The 18,502-nt window shown below is 69.9% G+C and carries 18 protein-coding genes; 7 read left to right on the top strand and 11 right to left on the bottom strand.

The window, feature by feature from the left end:
• The first annotated feature begins 7 nt into the window (after positions 1-7).
• A complete protein-coding gene (locus ACH49X_RS05240) occupies positions 8-2,119 on the top strand; it encodes an amylo-alpha-1,6-glucosidase (protein ID WP_195078687.1) in 2,112 nt (703 codons plus the stop codon).
• A 349-nt stretch (positions 2,120-2,468) separates the two neighbouring features.
• On the opposite strand, the gene ACH49X_RS05235 is transcribed toward ACH49X_RS05240, so the two are convergent.
• The 8 genes from ACH49X_RS05235 to ACH49X_RS05200 form a co-directional block, all read right to left on the bottom strand.
• Positions 2,469-2,924 (bottom strand): DUF350 domain-containing protein, encoded by a 456-nt coding sequence (locus ACH49X_RS05235; RefSeq protein ID WP_067798388.1) that lies wholly within the window; start codon positions 2,922-2,924, stop codon positions 2,469-2,471.
• A 64-nt stretch (positions 2,925-2,988) separates the two neighbouring features.
• Positions 2,989-4,155 carry a glutathionylspermidine synthase family protein gene (locus ACH49X_RS05230; RefSeq protein WP_195078689.1) on the bottom strand — a complete coding sequence of 389 codons (1,167 nt, stop codon included), beginning with the start codon at positions 4,153-4,155 and terminating at the stop codon, positions 2,989-2,991.
• Positions 4,156-4,926: a hypothetical protein gene (locus ACH49X_RS05225; RefSeq protein ID WP_323124205.1), complete on the bottom strand. Its 771-nt coding sequence runs from the start codon at positions 4,924-4,926 to the stop codon at positions 4,156-4,158.
• Between the two features lie 31 nt (positions 4,927-4,957).
• Positions 4,958-5,236 carry an acylphosphatase gene (locus ACH49X_RS05220; RefSeq protein WP_195078690.1) on the bottom strand — a complete coding sequence of 93 codons (279 nt, stop codon included), beginning with the start codon at positions 5,234-5,236 and terminating at the stop codon, positions 4,958-4,960.
• On the bottom strand, positions 5,236-5,703 hold the full coding sequence (locus ACH49X_RS05215) for an OsmC family protein (RefSeq protein ID WP_195078691.1): 468 nt from the start codon (positions 5,701-5,703) through the stop codon (positions 5,236-5,238). The genes ACH49X_RS05220 and ACH49X_RS05215 overlap by 1 nt, the downstream gene beginning before the upstream one ends.
• Positions 5,704-5,801: 98 nt before the next feature.
• A complete protein-coding gene (locus tag ACH49X_RS05210) occupies positions 5,802-6,506 on the bottom strand; it encodes a response regulator (protein WP_323124206.1) in 705 nt (234 codons plus the stop codon).
• Positions 6,507-6,537: 31 nt separating this feature from the next.
• Positions 6,538-9,084: a sensor histidine kinase KdpD gene (locus ACH49X_RS05205; protein ID WP_357206897.1), complete on the bottom strand. Its 2,547-nt coding sequence runs from the start codon at positions 9,082-9,084 to the stop codon at positions 6,538-6,540.
• 49 nt (positions 9,085-9,133) lie between these two features.
• Entirely contained in the window at positions 9,134-9,277 is a 144-nt protein-coding gene (locus tag ACH49X_RS05200) for a hypothetical protein (RefSeq protein WP_195078693.1), read from the bottom strand.
• 168 nt (positions 9,278-9,445) lie between these two features.
• Here ACH49X_RS05200 and ACH49X_RS05195 point away from each other — a divergent pair, with 168 nt between their 5' ends.
• From ACH49X_RS05195 to ACH49X_RS05175, 5 genes are read left to right on the top strand one after another with little or no spacing between them, the layout of a single operon-like run.
• Positions 9,446-9,643 carry a hypothetical protein gene (locus ACH49X_RS05195; RefSeq protein ID WP_357107867.1) on the top strand — a complete coding sequence of 66 codons (198 nt, stop codon included), beginning with the start codon at positions 9,446-9,448 and terminating at the stop codon, positions 9,641-9,643.
• Positions 9,640-9,726 carry a K(+)-transporting ATPase subunit F gene (gene kdpF, locus ACH49X_RS05190; protein ID WP_353963128.1) on the top strand — a complete coding sequence of 29 codons (87 nt, stop codon included), beginning with the start codon at positions 9,640-9,642 and terminating at the stop codon, positions 9,724-9,726. Before ACH49X_RS05195 ends, kdpF begins: the two co-directional genes overlap by 4 nt.
• The gene (kdpA, locus tag ACH49X_RS05185; RefSeq protein ID WP_357107712.1) at positions 9,727-11,397 is read left to right on the top strand and encodes a potassium-transporting ATPase subunit KdpA; all 1,671 of its coding nucleotides are present in this window, start codon (positions 9,727-9,729) and stop codon (positions 11,395-11,397) included. It begins immediately after the preceding gene.
• A gap of 22 nt (positions 11,398-11,419) precedes the next feature.
• Positions 11,420-13,552, top strand: coding sequence for a potassium-transporting ATPase subunit KdpB (kdpB, locus tag ACH49X_RS05180; RefSeq protein WP_397069180.1), 2,133 nt, complete (start codon positions 11,420-11,422; stop codon positions 13,550-13,552).
• A 1-nt stretch (position 13,553) separates the two neighbouring features.
• Positions 13,554-14,423 (top strand): potassium-transporting ATPase subunit C, encoded by an 870-nt coding sequence (locus ACH49X_RS05175; protein WP_357206895.1) that lies wholly within the window; start codon positions 13,554-13,556, stop codon positions 14,421-14,423.
• A gap of 54 nt (positions 14,424-14,477) precedes the next feature.
• On the opposite strand, the gene ACH49X_RS05170 is transcribed toward ACH49X_RS05175, so the two are convergent.
• Together ACH49X_RS05170 and ACH49X_RS05165 are read right to left on the bottom strand one after the other, a co-directional pair.
• Complete coding sequence (locus ACH49X_RS05170; RefSeq protein WP_397069178.1) at positions 14,478-15,107, bottom strand: MBL fold metallo-hydrolase; 630 nt, start codon at positions 15,105-15,107, stop codon at positions 14,478-14,480.
• Positions 15,101-16,186: an S-(hydroxymethyl)mycothiol dehydrogenase gene (locus ACH49X_RS05165; RefSeq protein ID WP_195078698.1), complete on the bottom strand. Its 1,086-nt coding sequence runs from the start codon at positions 16,184-16,186 to the stop codon at positions 15,101-15,103. Before ACH49X_RS05165 ends, ACH49X_RS05170 begins: the two co-directional genes overlap by 7 nt.
• Positions 16,187-16,411: 225 nt before the next feature.
• Here ACH49X_RS05165 and ACH49X_RS05160 point away from each other — a divergent pair, with 225 nt between their 5' ends.
• Positions 16,412-16,837, top strand: coding sequence for a DUF1707 domain-containing protein (locus ACH49X_RS05160; protein WP_195078699.1), 426 nt, complete (start codon positions 16,412-16,414; stop codon positions 16,835-16,837).
• A 57-nt stretch (positions 16,838-16,894) separates the two neighbouring features.
• Here the strand turns inward: ACH49X_RS05160 and ACH49X_RS05155 are convergent, their stop codons facing one another.
• A complete protein-coding gene (locus tag ACH49X_RS05155; protein WP_357206892.1) occupies positions 16,895-18,445 on the bottom strand; it encodes a hypothetical protein in 1,551 nt (516 codons plus the stop codon).
• Between the last annotated feature and the right edge of the window lie 57 nt (positions 18,446-18,502).

Here is an 18,502-nt window from a genome sequence, read left to right as displayed (position 1 = left end):
CGCGCCCGTGAGCCACGCCCCCCTGAACTCCGGCGAGCCCGCCGGGTTCGGGGGGTGCGGCTCGGTGACCCTGGTCGAAGGCGGCACGTTCTGCCTGTCCAATCGGCTCGGCGACGTCGAACCGGGCAAGCCGCACGGCTTGTTCTTCCGGGACGCCCGCGTGCTGTCGCGCTGGGAGTTGCTGGTGAACGGCAAACCCGCCGAGTCGCTTTCGGTATTGAGTCCCGAGGCGTTCGCCGCCAGGTTCGTGTTGCGCAGGCCCCCGCAGGCGGGCCTGGCCGACAGCACGCTGCTGGTGGTGCGCGAACGGATCGTCGCCGACGGCATGCACGAGCTGATCACGCTGGAGAACATGGGCCGCGAGCCCACCGCGGTGCTGCTGGAATTGCACGTAGACGCCGACTTCGTCGATCTGTTCGCGGTGAAGGAAGGCCGCGCCGGTCACGGGCGGGCCGACGTGACGGTAGCCGACGGGGAGTTGGTGCTGCACGATCACGCCGACCGCAGCCGGGGCATCTCGATTTCGGCGACCGTGGAACCCGAGGTCATGCCCGGTTCGCTGCTGTGGAGGGTGATCGTGCCGGTCGGCGAATGCTGGCAGACCGAGATCATCGCCCAGCCGACCGTGGGCAACCAGCGTTTCCAGGCCATCTCGCCGGGGGAGCACTACAACGTCAGCGCGCCGGGCCGAAAGATCGAGGCCTGGCGCGACACCGCCACCGACATCGCCGCGTCCGACCCCGTGCTCACCCGGGTGCTGCGCCGCACCGAGAGCGACTTGGGTGCGTTGCAGATGCGCGACGAATCCGGCGACGCGCGGCCTTTCGTCGCCGCGGGCGCGCCGTGGTTCATGACCCTGTTCGGCCGCGACAGCCTGCTCACCGCGTGGATGGCGCTGCCGCTGGAGGCCGATCTGGCGCTGGGCACGCTGCAGCAGCTGGCCGAACTGCAAGGGCAGGACGTGAACCCGCTGACCGAGGAGGAACCCGGCCGCATCATGCACGAGATGCGCCGCGGGCCCGCGGGCGGGCAAGTGTTCGGCGGCAACATCTACTACGGAACGGCCGACGCCACACCGCTGTTCGTGATGCTGCTGGCCGAATGCCATCGCTGGGGCGCCGACTCCGAGGCGATCCGGCAACTGCTGCCTGCCGCCGACGCCGCGCTGCACTGGATCACCGACTACGGCGACCGGGACGGCGACGGCTTCGTCGAGTACCGCCGCGCGACCGACCGCGGCCTGATCAACCAGGGGTGGAAGGACAGCTTCGACGGAATCAACGACGCCACCGGCCATATCGCCGAAGCGCCCATCGCACTGTGCGAGGTGCAGGGGTATGTGCACGCCGCGATGCTGGCCAGAGCCGAACTGGCGGAGGCTTTCGACGACCCGCGCCTGGCCGGACAGCTACGGGAACGCGCCGCGGAGTTGCGCGTCAAGTTCGCCGAACAGTTCTGGCTGGCCGACCGCGGGTGGTACGCCGTGGCGCTGGACGGCGGCAAGCGGCAGGTCGACGCGCTGACCAGCAATGTGGCGCACTGCCTGTGGTCGGGCATCGCCACCGACGAGCACGCGGCTGAGCTGGTGGCGCGGATGTCGGCTCCGGAGATGGATTCCGGCTTCGGGCTGCGCACGCTGGCGTCGAACATGGGCGCCTACAACCCGATGAGCTACCACTGCGGCTCGGTGTGGCCGCACGATACGGCGATCGCGGTGGCGGGCCTGCTGCGCTACCGGCATGTGCCCGGCGCGGTGGAGCTGGCGACTCGGCTGGCCACCGGCCTGCTGGACGCCGCGGCGGTGTTCGACGGGCGTCTGCCGGAGTTGTTCTGCGGCTTTCCCCGGTCGCGCTTCGCCACGCCGGTGCCGTATCCGACTTCCTGTTCGCCGCAGGCGTGGGCGAGCGCGGCGCCGCTGTTGCTGGTGCGCGCGTTCCTCGGGCTCGACCCCGACGCGCCCACCAGGACGCTCACGGTCCGGCCGCAACTGCCCGCGCGGTGGGGCAGGCTCTCGCTGCGCGCGTTGCGGCTCGGTGCCACCACCGTCGACCTGGAAGCCGAGGGCGCGCAGATCACCGCGGCGCGCCTGCCCGACGACTGGCGGTTGGTGACCAGGTGACCCGCACAGGTTGCCGCGCGGCGGAAGCGGGTACGCCCCCGATGTAGGGATATTGCAAGCCTTCTCGCACTGATACGCAGCACGGGAGGTGCACGATGCAGACATCGCTGGACACACAGGATCTGTGGCGGAGCCGGTACCGGGATTGTTCCGCGGAGCCGTCGACGGATCTCGACATGGATCGCGCCTTGTTCATCCGCAGCGTGCACGCCGGTCACGGCCCGGAGTGCCGCCAGTACCTCGCGGCGGCGGCGTACTGCCTCGCCCACGGGGACGAGCACTGAGCCAACGGCTTGCACGCCGCGAGAGCACCGAGCGCCCTGCCCGATGCCGGGGCTCGGCGTGAGGTCTACAGGATCGCGAAGGCCACCACGAGCCCGAGCGCGAAATGCGCGGCCGCCACCACGAGCACTTCAGTGGTGTAGGTGTCCGCGTGCAGCGCCGTGCCGATGTCGATGCCGAGCGCCCGTTCGATGACGCGCACCGAGACGACCTGGGCCACGATGCCGACCAGGCCGAACACCAGCGCGGCGATCAGGCCCTCGGAGAGCTTGCCGCCACCGCCGACGGCGAAGATGGCGAGCACGACGATGAACGCCATGCTGATCATGCCCGCCGCGGTGACGATGATGGCGTTCGGCTTCCCCGCGACCACCAGTTTGCGCAACTTTCCCGGCGTGGTCAGGTCGATGGCGTAGAAGCCGACGAGCATGAGCACCAAGCCGACGAGGGCGTAGAGGACGATCGCTCCCACACCCTCGCCGAGCGAGTTCCAGTACCCCGATTCCAGGGCGACTGCGGTCATCTTGATCCTTCCGGGACGGGTCGGCGTGCGGCCGAGATGGATTGGTGCTCGACGAGGACGCTGCTCAGTCGCTGGTGATGCGATGCGGGACGAAAGCGGAGCCGTCGTCGGTGATCAGTCCCGCTGTCTCGCGGATGCCGAGCCCGGCCGCGGCGTCGCCGACGATCCACGCGCCGAGCACCGGGCGCATGTCGTCGAATTCCGGCAGCGGGTCCAGCAATTGGTACACGTAGCCTTCCTCGCCGTAGACGCCGCCGGTCGCGGTCTCCAGTCCGGCGCCGACGATCGTCATGTTGGCGCCCTCGCGTCCCAGCTTCGGTTTGCGGATGTACTCGGTGAGCTCGTTGGGCTGGTCGAGATAGGCGGGCAGCAGATTCGGGTGGCCCGGGTACATCTCCCACAGCACCGCGAGGATCGCCTTGTTGCTCAGCAGCGTCTTCCACAGCGGCTCGATCCACATGGTCTCCGGCAGGCTGTCCACGACGCGTTTGCCGAAATCGTCGTCGAGCACCCATTCCCAGGGGTAGAGCTTGAAGACCGCCTCCATCGGCGCCTCGGCCAGGTCGACGAAACGTTCCAGCTCGGAATCGAATCCGATCTCCTCGATCGGCAGCGCGACGGTGTCGAAGCCCGCCTCGGCCGCGGTCTCCTGCAGGTAGGCGGTGGTGACGTTGTCCTCGCCCGTGGCGTCGGCGCCGGACCAGGTGAAATGCAGTTGCGCGGTGGGCAGCGCGTCACGCAGTTCGCCCCACCGCTCGACCAGCTTCTCGTGCAACGAGTTCCACTGGTCGCCGCCGGGGTAGCGGTCGGTCAGCCAGTGCCACTGCACGATCGCCGCCTCCAGCAGCGAGGTCGGGGTGTCGGCGTTGTACTCCAGCAGCTTCGCCGGACGTCGCGCGTCGTAGCGCAGATCGAAACGCCCGTACACGTGCGGGTCGGAGCGCCGCCAGGACTCGGCGATCGGGCCCCAGCTCCACTCGGGCAGGCCGAAATCGGCGTACCGCTCGGTGAGCACGATGTGCTCCACCGCGTTCAGGCACATCGAGTGCAGGAGTTCGACGTCGGCCTCCAGCGCGAGGATCTCCGACATCTCGAACTCGTAGTGCACCGATTCGTCCCAGTACGGCCGCGGCTGACCGCTCGCGTCCCGTCCCGGGGAACCGTAGACCAGGCCCTGGCTTTCGATGATCTGCTGCCAGCCCGGCCGGGGCGTGTCCCGTACGCGTCGCATCTATGACCCTCCGCCGGTGCTCTTGCTGCCCAGGCCGCCGCGCTGAATGGTGGTGCCGCTCTTGGTCTTGATCTCGGCGCTCTTCGGCCTGATCGTGGTGCCGCCGGTGGGCGGCTTGCCGATGGAACCGGTGCCGCCGTAGTAGTAGCGGTACTGCGGCCCGCCGCCGAGGATGATCAGACCGGGATTGAGGCCGGTGTCGTTGACGAAACCGGGACGGCCGTCGCCGCAATAGGAATCATCGACCACGATCTCTTGACCGTTCTCGGTTCTCACGCACTGGGCCGTGACCCGGTCCGGCGCGGCGAGGGCGCGATAGGCCAGATAGCCGCCGCCGACCAAGGCCGCGACGCCGACGATGGCGACGCCGCCGATCATCACGCGCTTGCGGGTGCGCTTCTTGGCCTCCTCGGCCGCGATGGCCGCCTGCTGCGCTTCCTCGGCGCGCTTGCGCGCCTTCTCCCGCGCCCGCGCCTCGGCCACCGTGGGCGGGCGGGGCCGGGTCACGCCCGCTTCTTGGCGCTGGATGCTGCCGGGGCGCGGCGGCGCGGCGGATGGGCGGTCTGGACCGCTCGTGCCGCCGGACTGTGCCGAAGTGGGCGCGGACCAATCGATTCCGGGCTGATCGGCGGCGTCCGGAGCGGGCGCGGGCGTCGACCGGTCCTGTTCCTCGCCGGGCGCCGGCGTGGGCCGGTCCTCGGCCGGGCGCTGCGGCTCCGACGGCCGCGCGGGCTCGTCCCGGCGCTCGTCACCCGGATCTCGCGTGCTCATCGCTGCGACCCCCTCCTCGCCCGAACCACCACTACCGCTCCTCGAAACCGGTCAAATCACCCCGCGCGGGCTCCCAGCTTTCCACAACCAACTTGACCTGACCAGGTGTGTCCCCGGAACGCAAGAGGCTCAGCAACCGCTCGCAAGCCGGTCGGGGCCCCTCGGCCACCACGTGCACGCGGCCGTCCCTGGCATTCGTCGCGTGCCCGGCCAGTCCCAGTTCCAACGCCCGCGACCGAGTCCACCAGCGGAAACCCACGCCCTGGACCAGGCCGTGCACCCAGGCGCTCAACCGAACGGCCTGGTCCATCAGGCCTCGATGTCGAACGACAGCGTCACCTTCGTGCCCGCCTTCAACGTCCGTCCCACCGTGCAGACCTTGTCGATGGCACGCTGCACGGTCACCAGCAACCGTTCTCGGGCCTCGTCGTCGAGTTCGCTGAGGTCGAGCTCGAACACCTCCTCCAGGTGCGGGTAGACCTCGTTCTCCCGATCGGCGTCGCCGGAGACGCGAATGGTCGCGTCGAAGTTGTCGCCGAGTTTGCGCGACAGCGGGAAGTCCGCGCTGAGGCCGGAGCAGGCGGCCAGCGCGATCTTCAGCAATTCGCCGGGGGTGAACACACCGGGAACGCCCTGCGATCCGATCAGGACTTCGGCGCCTCGGGAGCTGCGCCCGGTGTATGCCCTGGTTCCGGTGCGCTCCACCCACAACGTGGTGGGCTCCGGCGCGCTCGGCGCCGCGGTGGCGGTGACGGATGTAGCGGTCTGTTCAGCCATGGGTTCGATCCTGCCATTGTCGTCGCAATCAGCTCGCGGGCCTGGCAACGCCGCGCCAGGACCGGCCATTCCGCACGGTCGGCGGCCCGTGGCCGGGATTACTCCTGGAACCGGTAGCCCATACCCGCCTCGGTGAGCAGGTGTTTGGGACGCGACGGATCGTCCTCCAGTTTGCGGCGCAATTGCGCCAGGTAGACCCGCAGGTAGTGGGTCTCGGTGGCGTAGGAGGGGCCCCACACTTCGCGCAGCAGCTCCCGCCGCCCCACCAGCTTGCCCCGATTGCGCACCAGCATCTCGAGCATGCCCCACTCGGTGGGGGTCAGGTGGACGGTCTCGCCGCGCTTGGTGACCTTCTTGGCGGCCAGGTCGACGGTGAACGAGTCGGTGGTCACCACGGGCGCCGAGGCGTCGGGATCGGTGGCGCCGCGCCGGACCGCGGCGCGCAACCGGGCCAGCAGCTCGTCCATGCCGAACGGTTTGGTGACGTAGTCGTCGGCCCCCGCGTCGAGCGCTTCGACCTTGTCGGCGGAATCCGTCCGCGCCGACAGCACGATCACCGGAGCCGAGGTCCAGCCGCGCAATCCGGCGAGCACCTCGATGCCGTCCATGTCGGGCAGGCCGAGGTCGAGGATCACGACGTCCGGATGCCGGTCGGCCGCCGCCCGCAGGGCCGCGCCGCCGGTCGCGGCGGTGATCACCTCGTAGCCGCGGACCGAGAGATTGATCCGCAACGCGCGCACGATCTGCGGTTCGTCGTCGATCACGAGCACCTTCGTCGCCACCGCATCGGGCGTCTTCGTCACAACCGCCGCCTCCTGTGTCGTCGCGGACACCTCACTCACCCGCGCTCGTCGTCTCGTGTGCCACGGCGCCGCCCGTGCCGTCGGTCTCGGACGGCTCGCCGCCGGGCAGCTCGACCAGCATGGTCAATCCTCCGCCGGGTGTCGGCTCGGCGTGCACGGTGCCGCCCATCGCCTCGACGAACCCGCGCACCACCGACAGGCCGAGGCCGACGCCGGTGGTGTTGTCCCGGTCGCCGAGGCGCTGGAACGGTTCGAACAGTTGCTCCTCGGCGCCGTGCGGGATGCCGGGCCCGGTGTCGATGACCGCGATCGCGACCCGGTCGCCCGCGCGTTCGGCGGTGACGCGGACCGTGCCCGCGCGCGGGGCGTGGCGCAGCGCGTTGTCGAGCAGGTTGGCCAGCACCCGTTCCAGCAGGCCGCTGTCGGCGCGCACCGAGACGTCGCCCACCTCCACCCGGACCCGGTCCATCGCCGCACGCCGCAACCCGCGCGCGCCCATCCCGACGCTCACCAGGGCGCGGTGCACCACCTCGTCCAGGTAGACCCGCCGCAGCTGCGGCGTGACGACTCCGACCGCGAGCCGGGAGGAGTCGAGCAGATTGCCGACCAGCGCGGTGAGCTGATCCACCGATTCCTCGATGGTCTCCAGCAGTTCGGCGGTGTCCTGCGGGGAGAACTCGACGTCGTCGCTGCGCAGGCTGGAAACCGCCGCTTTGGCGCCGGCCAGTGGGGTGCGCAGGTCGTGGCCGACCGCCGAGAGCAACGCCCGCCGCAGGCGATCGGCCTCCAGCAGGGCCGCGGCGGCACTCGCCTCTTCGGCCAGGCGGGCCTGCCGGACCAGAGCGACGGCCTGGTTGGTGACCGCGTTGAGCACCGGACGGTCGGCGGCCGCCAGCGGGCGACCGGCCAGCAGCAGCCGGTGGCGGGCGTCGCCCGCTTCCACCACGGTGTCCGCGTCGGAGGGCTGCCGCGGCGGGTCGGCACCCACTTCGGCGAGCACGTGGTCGCCTTCCACCAGGCCGACCGCGCGTTGCGCGAAGACTTCTCTGATCTGTTCGAGCAGCCGGGGCAGGTCCGCGCCGTGCAGGATCGCGCCGGAGAACATGGTGAGCAGTTCGGCCTGCCGAGAGGCCTTGCGCGCCTGAGTGGTTCGCTTCGCGGCCAGGTCGACCAGCGCCGCCACCGCGACGGCGACGATGAGCAGCACCACCACGGTGATGAAGCTGTTCGGCTCGGCGATGGTCAGGCTGTAGCGCGGCGGCGCGAAGAACCAGTTCAGCAGCAGCCCGGACAACAGCGCCGAGAACGACGCGGGCACCACGCCGCCGAGCAGCGCCACCGCGACCACGCCGACCACGAACACGGCGCTGATCCCGCCGAGATCCAGCACCTCATCGAGGGAGGCGGCGCTGATCGCGCAGACCAGGGCCGGCACCAGAACGGCGGCGAGCCACGCGGCCACGGGGCGGCGCGGGTGCAGGCCCGCGTACCGGAATCCGCGGTGGGCCTGTTCGTGCGTCACCATGTGCACGTCGATCTTGCCGGAGCGCTGCACCACCGTGGAGCCGATGCCTTCATCGACCATGCGCGCCCAGCGCGAGCGGCGGGAGGTGCCGAGCACCAACTGCGTGGCGTTCACCTCGCGGGCGAACTCGAGCAGCGCCGTGGGCACGTCGTCCCCGGTGACGGTGTGCAGGGAGGCGTCCAGGCTGGCCGCGAGCTCACGCAACCGCGCCAGTCGTTCGGTGGAGACCCCGGCCAGGCCGTCGCCGCGCACCACGTGCACGACCACCAGATCGGCGCTGGATTTGGTGGCGATCCGGCTGGCCCGGCGCACGAGCGTCTCCGATTCCGGCCCGCCGGTCACCGCAACCACGACGCGCTCCCTGGCCTCCCACAGTTCGGTGATCCGGTGATCGGCCCGGTACCTGGCCAGCGCGGCGTCCACCTGATCGGCCAGCCACAGCAGCGCCAGTTCGCGCAGCGCGGTGAGGTACCCCGCGCGGAAATAGTTCCGCAGCGCCGCGTCGATCTTCTCGGCGGCGTACACGTTGCCGTGGGAAAGCCTGCGCCGCAACGCTTCCGGGGTGATGTCGACCAGCTCCACCTGGTCCGCCCCGCGCACCACCGCGTCCGGCACGGTCTCGCGCTGCCGGATGCCGGTGATCTGCTCGACGACGTCGTTGAGGCTCTCCAGATGCTGCACGTTGACCGTGGAGATCACGTCGATGCCCGCGTCGAGCAGTTCCGCCACGTCCTGCCAGCGCTTCTCGTGCGCGCTGCCGGGCGCGTTGGTATGCGCCAGCTCGTCGACCAGCACCACCGCGGGGGCGCGGCGCAGCACCGCGTCGACGTCGACTTCCTGGAAGATGCTGCCGCGATATTCGATCAGCTTCGGAGGGATGCGTTCGATGCCGTCGAGCAGTTCCGCGGTCTTCTCCCTGCCGTGCGTCTCGACCACCGCGGCCACCACGTCGCGACCCCGCTCCAGTCGCCGGTGCGCCTCGCCGAGCATGGCGTAGGTCTTGCCGACTCCCGGCGCGGCGCCCAGGTAGATCCGCAGCCGACCGCGTTTCACGCCTTCATCATCGCGCGTCGCGCCGCTCCGGCCGAGTATCCCGCGTTCGTCACGGCGCGCTGGCGCCCCACCGCCGCGCATCATCCGCCTCGAGCGCCACCGGTTGCGGCCGCGGTGCCCGCGCACGAGTTCCGATCGCGCGGATGACCAGCGCGCAGCAAACGAAGGCGACGACGAAGATCACTGCCGACATCGCGCTCCTTTCTTCTGTCCGGCTGGGTGGCACCGACAGGTCCCGCCCGGCTCTCCACTTCTACCGTCGCCAGACGGACGGACCTCGATTTTTACGGTGTGTTGACGGTCCGCCCGTGTTCCTTGACGCGTTGCTTGCGGGCGGTGAACGACCGTCAACGAACCGCAAATGCCGCGCACCGGGGCGTCAAGAAGTCGTCAGGAAACGGCCGCACGCGCCGCCGGGGCGCTTCACTCGCTGTGTCGCGCCGAAGCCCGGCGCGCGGATGGAGGTTGTCGAGTCATGTCGGTCGTGGTGTTCACCGCGCTCACCGTGGCGGCGTTCGCGCTGCTCGGACTGGTTCAGCGCGGGGTGGAGAAGTTGTGATCGCGAATCTGACCGGTCTCGTCCTCGCCGTCGGCGTCGCGGTCTATCTGGTCGCGGCGCTGCTGTTTCCCGAGAGGTTCTGAGTGAGCACGACAACCGCGGGGATCGTCTTCGTGGCCGCCCTGGTCCTGGCGCTCGCGCTGGTGCACGTGCCGCTGGGCGATTACATGTACCGGGTCTACGACGGCCGCGAGCACTCCCGCGTCGAACGTCTCGTCTATCGCGCGATCGGAGCGCACCCCGGAGTCGAGCAGCCCTGGCCCGTGTACGCGCGCAGCGTGCTGGCCTTCTCGGCGGTGAGCATTCTGTTCTTGTTCTTCTTCCAGCTCGTCCAGGGCGAGTTGCCGCTGCACCTGAACGATCCGGGCACCGCGATGACGCCCGCGCTGGCCTGGAACACCGCGGTCAGCTTCGTGACGAACACGAACTGGCAGAACTACTCCGGCGAATCCACCCAGGGTCATCTGGTGCAGATGGCCGGGCTGGCCGTACAGAACTTCGTCTCGGCGGCGGTGGGCATGGCGGTGGCCGTTGCGCTGGTACGCGGGTTCGCGCGCAGGCACACCGGCGACCTCGGCAACTTCTGGGTGGACCTGGTGCGCGGCACGCTGCGCATCCTGCTGCCGATCGCGTTCGTCTTCGCGCTCGTGCTGGTGGCGGGCGGCGTGATCCAGAACTTCCACCTGCACGACCAAGTGGCGCAGACGCTGGGCGGCGCCCGGCAGACGATCACCGGCGGCCCGGTCGCCAGCCAAGAGGTGATCAAGGAACTGGGCACCAACGGCGGCGGCTTCTACAACGCCAACTCCGCGCATCCGTTCGAGAACCCCTCCGCGTGGACCAACTGGGTGGAGGTCTTCCTGCTGCTGGTGATCAGCTTCTCGCTGCCGCGCACCTTCGGCCGGATGGTGGGCAGTCGTAAGCAGGGCTACGCGATCGTCGCGGTGATGGGGACGATCGCGCTGCTCGGCGTCACGCTGACCAATCTGTTCCAGCTCCAGCACCACGGCACGGTGCCCACCGCTATCGGCTCCTCGATGGAAGGCGTGGAACAGCGCTTCGGCGTGGCGAATTCGGCCACTTTCGCCGGTGCGACCACGCTAACCTCCACCGGAGCGGTCGATTCGTTCCACGACTCCTACACCAGCCTCGGCGGCCTGATGACGATGTTCGACATGCAGCTGGGCGAAGTCGCGCCGGGCGGCACCGGGTCGGGCCTGTACGGCATGTTGATCCTGGCGGTGATCACCGTGTTCGTCGCCGGGTTGATGGTCGGGCGCACCCCGGAGTACCTGGGCAAGAAGATCACGCCGCGCGAGATCAAACTGGCCGCGTCGTACTTCCTGATCAGCCCGCTGATCGTGCTGGTCGGCACGGCCGCGGCGCTGGCGATGCCGGGCCAGCGCGCGAGCATGCTGAACTCCGGGCCGCACGGGCTGTCGGAAGTGCTCTACGCGTTCACCTCGGCCGCCAACAACAACGGCTCGGCCTTCGCGGGCTTGACCGGCAACACCGAGTGGTACAACACCGCGCTCGGGCTGGCCATGCTCTTCGGCCGCTTCCTGCCGATCGTCCTCGTGCTCGCGCTGGCCGGTTCGCTCGCGCGCCAGGGCAGCACTCCCGCGTCGATCGGCACGCTGCCCACGCACCGGCCGCAGTTCGTCGGCATGGTGGTCGGCGTGACGGTGATCCTGGTCGCGCTCACCTTCCTGCCCGCGCTGGCGCTCGGGCCACTCGCCGAAGGAATCCACTGACATGTCCAGTCCCGTTCTCGAAATGGCTTCGGCGCAGGCCGGGTCCGAGCGGCCGCGGCGGGGCAAGAGCGTCCGCAGCGGGGTGCTCGACCCGAAAATGCTGCTGACCTCGTTGCCGGAGGCGGTGCGCAAGCTCGATCCACGCACGCTGTGGCGCAACCCGGTGATGCTGATCGTCGAACTGGGCGCGGTGTGGTCTACTGTGCTCGCTCTGCTCGACCCGACCTTCTTCGCCTGGGCCGTCGTCGTGTGGCTGTGGCTCACGGTGATCTTCGCGAACCTGGCCGAGGCCGTCGCGGAGGGCCGCGGCAAAGCGCAGGCCGACACACTGCGCAAGGCGAAGACCGACACCGTCGCGCGGCGACTGGTCGAGTGGTCGCCGGGCGCGTGGGTGGCCGAGGAACGGGTCGCCGCTCAGGAACTGCGCCGCGGCGATCACGTCGTGGTCGAAGCCGGACAGGTGATCCCGGGCGACGGCGACGTGGTGGAAGGCATCGCCTCGGTGGACGAGTCGGCGATCACCGGTGAATCCGCGCCGGTCATCCGCGAATCCGGCGGTGACCGCTCGGCGGTGACCGGCGGCACCACCGTGCTGTCGGACCGGATCGTCGTGCGGATCACCCAGGAGCCGGGGCGCAGCTTCATCGACAAGATGATCGCCCTGGTGGAGGGTGCGAGCAGGCAGAAGACCCCGAACGAGATCGCGTTGAACATCCTGCTGGCGGCGCTGACGCTCATCTTCGTCTTCGCGGTGGTCACGCTGCAGCCGATGGCGATCTTCAGCAAGTCGAACAATCCGGGCGTGCCGGACACCGCGGCGCTGGACGCGCACGGCGTCACCGGCATCGTGCTGGTCTCGCTGCTGGTGTGCCTGATTCCGACGACCATCGGCGCCCTGCTGTCGGCGATCGGGATCGCGGGCATGGACCGCTTGGTGCAGCGCAATGTGCTCGCCATGTCCGGCCGTGCCGTCGAGGCCGCCGGGGACGTGAACACTCTGCTACTGGACAAGACCGGCACGATCACGCTCGGCAACCGCCAAGCGGCGGACTTCGTCCCGGTACCCGGCGTGAGCAAGGAGGAGCTGGCCGACGCCGCACAGCTTTCCAGCCTGGCCGACGAGACCCCGGAAGGCCGTTCCATCGTGGTCTACGCCAAACAGGCTCACGGTCTGCGGGAGCGCACGCCCGGTGAGCTGAACCACGCGCGCTGGGTCGAGTTCACCGCGCAGACCCGGATGTCCGGCGTCGACGTCGAGAGCCGCAGGTTGCGCAAGGGCGCGGCGAGTGCCGTCACCGAATGGGTGCGCGCGCAGGGCGGTTCGGTGCCCGGCGAGCTCGGCGCGACCGTCGACGGCATCTCCGCCGCGGGCGGCACGCCGCTGGTCGTCGGCGAGGCCGACGGCGACGGCGCCAGGGTGCTCGGCGTCATCCACCTCAAAGACGTGGTGAAACAGGGCATGCGCGAGCGGTTCGACGAGATGCGCAGCATGGGCATCCGCACGGTGATGATCACCGGCGACAACCCGCTGACCGCGCAAGCGATCGCGGACGAGGCGGGGGTCGACGATTTCCTCGCCGAGGCGACGCCGGAGGACAAGTTGGCGCTGATCAAGCGGGAACAGGAGGGCGGACGCCTGGTCGCGATGACCGGCGACGGCACCAACGACGCGCCCGCGCTGGCGCAGGCCGACGTGGGCGTGGCGATGAACACCGGCACCTCGGCCGCCAAAGAGGCAGGCAACATGGTCGATCTGGATTCCGATCCGACCAAGCTGATCGAGATCGTGGAGATCGGCAAGCAGCTGCTCATCACGCGCGGGGCGCTGACGACGTTCTCCATCGCCAACGACATCGCCAAGTATTTCGCGATCATCCCCGCGCTGTTCGTGACGCTGTTCCCCGGCCTGGACCTGCTCAACGTCATGCGGTTGGCCAGCCCGCAGTCGGCGATCCTGTCCGCGGTGATCTTCAACGCCGTCGTCATCGTGGCGCTGATCCCGCTGGCGCTGCGCGGCGTGCGCTACCGGCCGTCGAACGCTTCGAAGTTGCTCAGCCGCAATCTGACCCTCTACGGGCTCGGCGGCATCATCGCGCCGTTCCTCGGCATCAAACTCGTCGACCTCGTGGTCCAGTTCCTCCCCGGGATGTCCTGACATGCGCCTTTCAACCTGGATCCGGCAGCATCTCGCCGCCCTGCGCGCGTTGCTCGCGCTCACGGCGATCACCGGAATCGTCTACCCGCTGGCGGTTTTCGCGGTGGCCCAGTTGCCCGGTCTGCACGAGAAAGCGGACGGGTCGTTGATCGAGGTGAACGGAACGACGGTGGGCTCCGGCCTGATCGGGCAATCGTTCACCGGCCCCGGCGGTGCGGCCTCGGCGCAGTATTTCCAGAGCCGCCCTTCGGCCGCCGGTGACGGCTACGACCCGATGTCCACTTCCGCGAGCAATCTCGGACCCGAGGACATCGTCGACACTCCGGCACGCGCGAGCCTGCTCACCGCGGTCTGCGCTCGCAGCAAGGAGGTCGGCGACCGTGAGGGGATCGACGGCAGCCGCCCGTTCTGCACGAAAGACGGTGTCGGCGCGGTGCTCTCGGTGATCGGACCGCGTGACTCCGACGGGGACGTTTCGCGCCCCGTACGGGTCGTCAGCGTCAACGAGGCGTGTCCGGCACCGCCGTTCGTCGCGGCCTATCGCGGCGTCCGGGTCGACTGCGCCGAACCGGGACAGGATTACTCCATCGGACGCATCGTCCCCATACGCGGCGACGCGCCCGCCGACCCGGCGGTGCCCGCCGATGCGGTCACCGCGAGCGGGAGCGGGCTCGATCCGAACATTTCGCCGCGGTACGCGGCCATCGAGGTGCCTCGGGTCGCGAAAGCGCGCGGGATCTCCGAGCAGCAGGTGCGCGCCGTAGTGGACGAGCACACCAGCGGCCGGACACTGGGATTCCTCGGCGAGCCGCGGGTCGACGTGCTGCGGTTTAACCTGGACCTGGATCGCCGGTACCCCTACCGCGGTTGACGCGGAGGCGGCCGCGGGCGGTGTCGTTGTGCCGCCCGCGGCCGTCGACGGCGGTCAGTGGCCGCGGGCGATCCAATCGGCGAGGAAGGGCTTCTCCGCGCCGATGGTGGTGGAATCGCCGTGTCCGGTATGGACCGTGGTCTCCTCCGGGAGCGTCAGCAGGCGTTGGCGGATCGACTCGATGATCGTGCCGAAATCGGAGAACGATCGGCCGGTCGCGCCGGGGCCGCCGGCGAACAACGTGTCGCCCGTGAACACGGCCTTCGCGTCGGGCAGATGCAGTGCGACCGAGCCGGGGGAGTGGCCAGGGGTGTGCAGGATGTGGATTTCGGTGTCGGACACGCCGATCCGATCGCCGTGCGCGAGCGGCTGGTATCCCGTGTCGGGATGGGTCATGCGCCACAGCGGTTCGTCGCCGGGGTGCAGCAGGATGGGTGCGTTCAGGCGCTCGGCGAGTTCGGGGGCGACCGTCACGTGATCGTTGTGTCCGTGGGTGCACACGATCGCGCGAACGGCGCGCCCGGCGACCGCCGCGAGAATCGGGCCTGCGTCGTGGGCGGCATCGATGACGACCACCTCGTCGTCGTCGCCGACGAGCCAGATGTTGTTGTCCACCGCCCAGGTGCCGCCGTCGAGGCGGAACTCGCCGGAGGTGACGACGCGGTCGATGCGGATGGTCACCAGACCACCACCGAACGCAGCACGTCGCCCGCGTGCATCTTGGCGAAGGCTTGCTCCACCTGGTCCAGCCCGATGCGTTCGGAGACGAACCGGTCCAGCGGCAGCCGTCCCTGGCGGTAGAGGTCGATCAGGGCGGGGAAGTCACGTTCCGGCAGACAGTCGCCGTACCAGGCGGATTTCAGCGCGCCGCCGCGGGAGAAGAAGTCAAGCAGCGGCATCTCCAGGGTCATCTCCGGGGTCGGCACGCCGACGAGGACCACCGTCCCGGCGAGGTCGCGGCCGTAGAAGGCCTGCTGCCAGGTCTCCGGCCGTCCGACCGCGTCGATGACCACGTCCGCGCCCCAGCCGTCGGTGTACTCCTGGATCTTCTCGACCACGTCCTCGGTGGTCGCATCGATCGTGTGGGTGGCGCCGAAGTCCGTGGCCCAGCGCAGTTTCCTGGCGTCGCGGTCCACCGCGATGACGGCGCGCGCACCCGCGAGCCTGGCTCCGGCGATGGCCGCGTCCCCGACGCCGCCGCAGCCGATCACCGCGACGGTGTCGCCGATCGAGACGTTGCCGGTGTGGATCGCCGAGCCGATGCCCGCCATCACGCCGCAGCCGAGCAGGCCCGCCACCGCAGGGTCGGCTTCCGGATCGACCTTCGTGCACTGGCCTTCGTGCACCAACGTCTTGTCGGCGAACGCGCCGATGCCGAGGGCGGGCGTCAGCTCGGTGCCGTCGGCGAGGGTCATCTTCTTGCTCGCGTTGCGACTGTCGAAGCAGTACCACGGCCTGCCGCGCTTGCAGGCCCGGCACTCACCGCAGACCGCGCGCCAGTTGAGGATCACGTAGTCACCCTCGGTCACATGGGTGACCGCCGCGCCGACGGCTTCCACCACGCCCGCCGCCTCGTGGCCGAGCAGGAACGGGAAATCGTCGGTGATGCCGCCTTCGCGATAGTGCAGGTCGGTGTGGCAGACCCCGCACGCCTGCACCCGCACCACCACGTCGTGCGGGCCCGGATCGGGAATCACCACCTCGACGCTCTCGACCGGTGCGCCTTTGCTGCGGGCCACGATCCCGCGGACGGTTTCCGACACCTGTGCCTCCTGAGCGAGTTCTCGGGACGCGGATCCGGTCGCTCCATGGACCCGCGAGCTGAACACCTGTCCATACAGTTGTTCCCGATCCGAACCCTACCGCCGGATCGCGCGAAGTCCCGAGTTTCGAGCGGGAATCGCCCGTGAGGGTTGACATTCCACTTTGGAGGGTTATGCTGGACTCATATTCCACTATGGAAGATAAACCCGTCGATAGGACCAGGCATGGACATCTCCACCGGCACTCGCGCCTCGAACGCCGAACGCGACGTCGTGGTGCGCCTGCTCGGCAGGCATATGGCGGACGGCCGGATCGATCTGCCCGAGTACGACCAGCGCGTCGCCCAGGTGTACGCCACCACCGATCGCGAAGACCTGCGCGCGGTGCTGTCCGATCTGCCCGAACTGGGCAAGGACGCCGTGGCGCCCGCTTCCGCGCGCCCCCGCATCCCGATCTGGCAGCGCATCGAGGGCAGCACCTGGCTCGCCGTGAGCCTGCTGGTGCTCGTCATCTGGGGCGCGGTCTCGCTGAGCGTCGGCGCGCTGACCTACTTCTGGCCGATCTGGGTGATCGGCCCGTGGGGCGCCGTCCTGGCGTTCCGGATGGTGGCGGGCTTCGAGAACGGCCGGTTCAGCCACCGCGCGAGCTGAGCTCCGACCGTCGGCGCTGTCACCCGTCGCACCGGGCGACAGCGCCGTTGTCGTGTCCTACCACCCGCGCCGCGCGGACTCGTGCGGGGGAAGCGAGGGTTCCCGCCGTGACCGCTGATCGCCGCGGTGACGGCGGCCGGGTGGTTGGTCGTCGGCCCGGTCTCGGTCGGACGGCACCGGACGGTCGCGGTATGCCGCATCGGGCCGCTCTCTTCGGCCGGTCCCTGGCTCGCGGTCCGCGGGCCTGCGTCCGGTCTGCTCGCTCCCTCGCGGATGACGGACCTCCGCGTCGTCGTAGTCGTCCCGAGGTCCGGCGCGGTGCGATGCGTCGGGCTCATCGGGACGCCGACGTCTCGGCGGGTCGAGACGGCCGGGTGCAGAACGCGGAGGCGGATTCGCCCCACCGCCGCGCGGGAGCCGGTCGCCTCGCCGAGCGGGTTCGGATTCCTCGCGGCGGCGGCGTCGTGCTGCCGCGGGCGGGCTGTAGTCGCCGGCCGGAGGGTTCGTTCGTGCTGTCGGCCAGGAGTTCGCGGTGCGTGTCGGTCGATCGGCATCGGTGCGCCGGGACGAGGTCGGTGGCTCGGCGGCTCCGCGACGGGTGGACCGGCTCTCGCCGCGCGCCTCCTGCGGCGGCTTCCGGCGGGATCTGCTCGCACGGGGCGGCTGCGGCGGACGACCCGGCTGGAGGACGGGAAGCTCCCGGGTGATCTGCGTGGCGCTGACGCCTTTCTCCTGATAAGTGGCGGCGATGTCGTGCGCGCGCAACCACGCGCCCGGATCGTGGCGGGCGACGGCGTCCAGCCACGGAAGGGTGTCCTCGAGCAGATCGAGCAGATCGCCGGGGCCGTCGCCGAGCGCGGCCCGGATGGCGGGGAAGGCTTCCGTGGGGAAGGTCCACTTCCATTCGGACCGAGCTTCCGCGTGTCTGCGGCCGTGCAGGACGAGGTCGCCGGAGCGGGAGATCTTGGCCCGCACCGTCCGGACGCCGGACTCGATGACGAGTTCGCCCGTTTCGGTGCGGGTGATCTGCTCGGTCTGGTCGTCATCGTCGAGTTCGGGGGCACCGATCTCGTCGTCGGGGTCGACGCGGCGCATCCATTTCGTGACCGCGCCCAGCGGGAGCAGCGGCTGTCGGTCCGCAATGTGGGCGCGGGTGATCCGCAATGTCCGCGCAATCCCGGCGACGAGATCCGCCCGGCCCGGGGATTCCGCGGCGTCGGGCAGGTCGTCGTCCTCCCAGTGGTCTGGGGGCGCCGACCGGGGGCCGATGCCGGTGCGCCCGGGTCGCTCGCTCCTGCCGTACGCCGGTTCGGCGGATCGCCCGGCTCGGCCGGGAAAATTCCCAGGACTGGGAGTTTCGTCCTCGTCGGCGTCGTCCCACGGCGGGTCCGCGTCCTGCTCCGGTCCCCGCAGTTTGATCTCGAACCACGCCGCGCCAAGGGCGGCCGCGGCGAAAGCCGCCGCGACCGCCACCTCCATCCGCACATCGCTCAGCAGCGCGCTCTTGCTGCGTTCACAGGCGTGCAGGAACACCAGGCTGCCGAGGACGAGCCCCGCGATCCGGGCAAGGCGGAACCGGGTACTTGTCCCTGGTGAGGGGGCAGACATCGTGGTGCGCTCCCGAACGTTCCGCTGACGAATCAGAGGGATCGTAAGGGGCCGGAG

The sequence above is a fragment of the Nocardia sp. NPDC019323 genome, assembly GCF_044389845.1.
In the GTDB taxonomy this organism is placed as follows: domain Bacteria; phylum Actinomycetota; class Actinomycetes; order Mycobacteriales; family Mycobacteriaceae; genus Nocardia; species Nocardia implantans.
Note: the sequence above shows the minus strand (reverse complement) of the source record. Positions and strands in the feature narration are given on the sequence as shown.

Bases quoted from the DNA above. Each gene is read 5' to 3' on its own strand.
- ACH49X_RS05155 (WP_357206892.1), bottom strand. From the start codon at position 18,445: ATGTCTGCCCCCTCACCAGGGACAAGTACCCGGTTCCGCCTTGCCCGG.
- kdpB (WP_397069180.1), top strand. From the start codon at position 11,420: ATGGCTTCGGCGCAGGCCGGGTCCGAGCGGCCGCGGCGGGGCAAGAGC.
- ACH49X_RS05195 (WP_357107867.1), top strand. From the start codon at position 9,446: ATGCCGCGCACCGGGGCGTCAAGAAGTCGTCAGGAAACGGCCGCACGC.
- ACH49X_RS05230 (WP_195078689.1), bottom strand. From the start codon at position 4,155: ATGCGACGCGTACGGGACACGCCCCGGCCGGGCTGGCAGCAGATCATC.
- ACH49X_RS05175 (WP_357206895.1), top strand. From the start codon at position 13,554: ATGCGCCTTTCAACCTGGATCCGGCAGCATCTCGCCGCCCTGCGCGCG.
- ACH49X_RS05215 (WP_195078691.1), bottom strand. From the start codon at position 5,703: ATGGCTGAACAGACCGCTACATCCGTCACCGCCACCGCGGCGCCGAGC.
- ACH49X_RS05200 (WP_195078693.1), bottom strand. From the start codon at position 9,277: ATGTCGGCAGTGATCTTCGTCGTCGCCTTCGTTTGCTGCGCGCTGGTC.
- ACH49X_RS05225 (WP_323124205.1), bottom strand. From the start codon at position 4,926: ATGAGCACGCGAGATCCGGGTGACGAGCGCCGGGACGAGCCCGCGCGG.
- ACH49X_RS05160 (WP_195078699.1), top strand. From the start codon at position 16,412: ATGGACATCTCCACCGGCACTCGCGCCTCGAACGCCGAACGCGACGTC.
- ACH49X_RS05220 (WP_195078690.1), bottom strand. From the start codon at position 5,236: ATGGACCAGGCCGTTCGGTTGAGCGCCTGGGTGCACGGCCTGGTCCAG.
- ACH49X_RS05235 (WP_067798388.1), bottom strand. From the start codon at position 2,924: ATGACCGCAGTCGCCCTGGAATCGGGGTACTGGAACTCGCTCGGCGAG.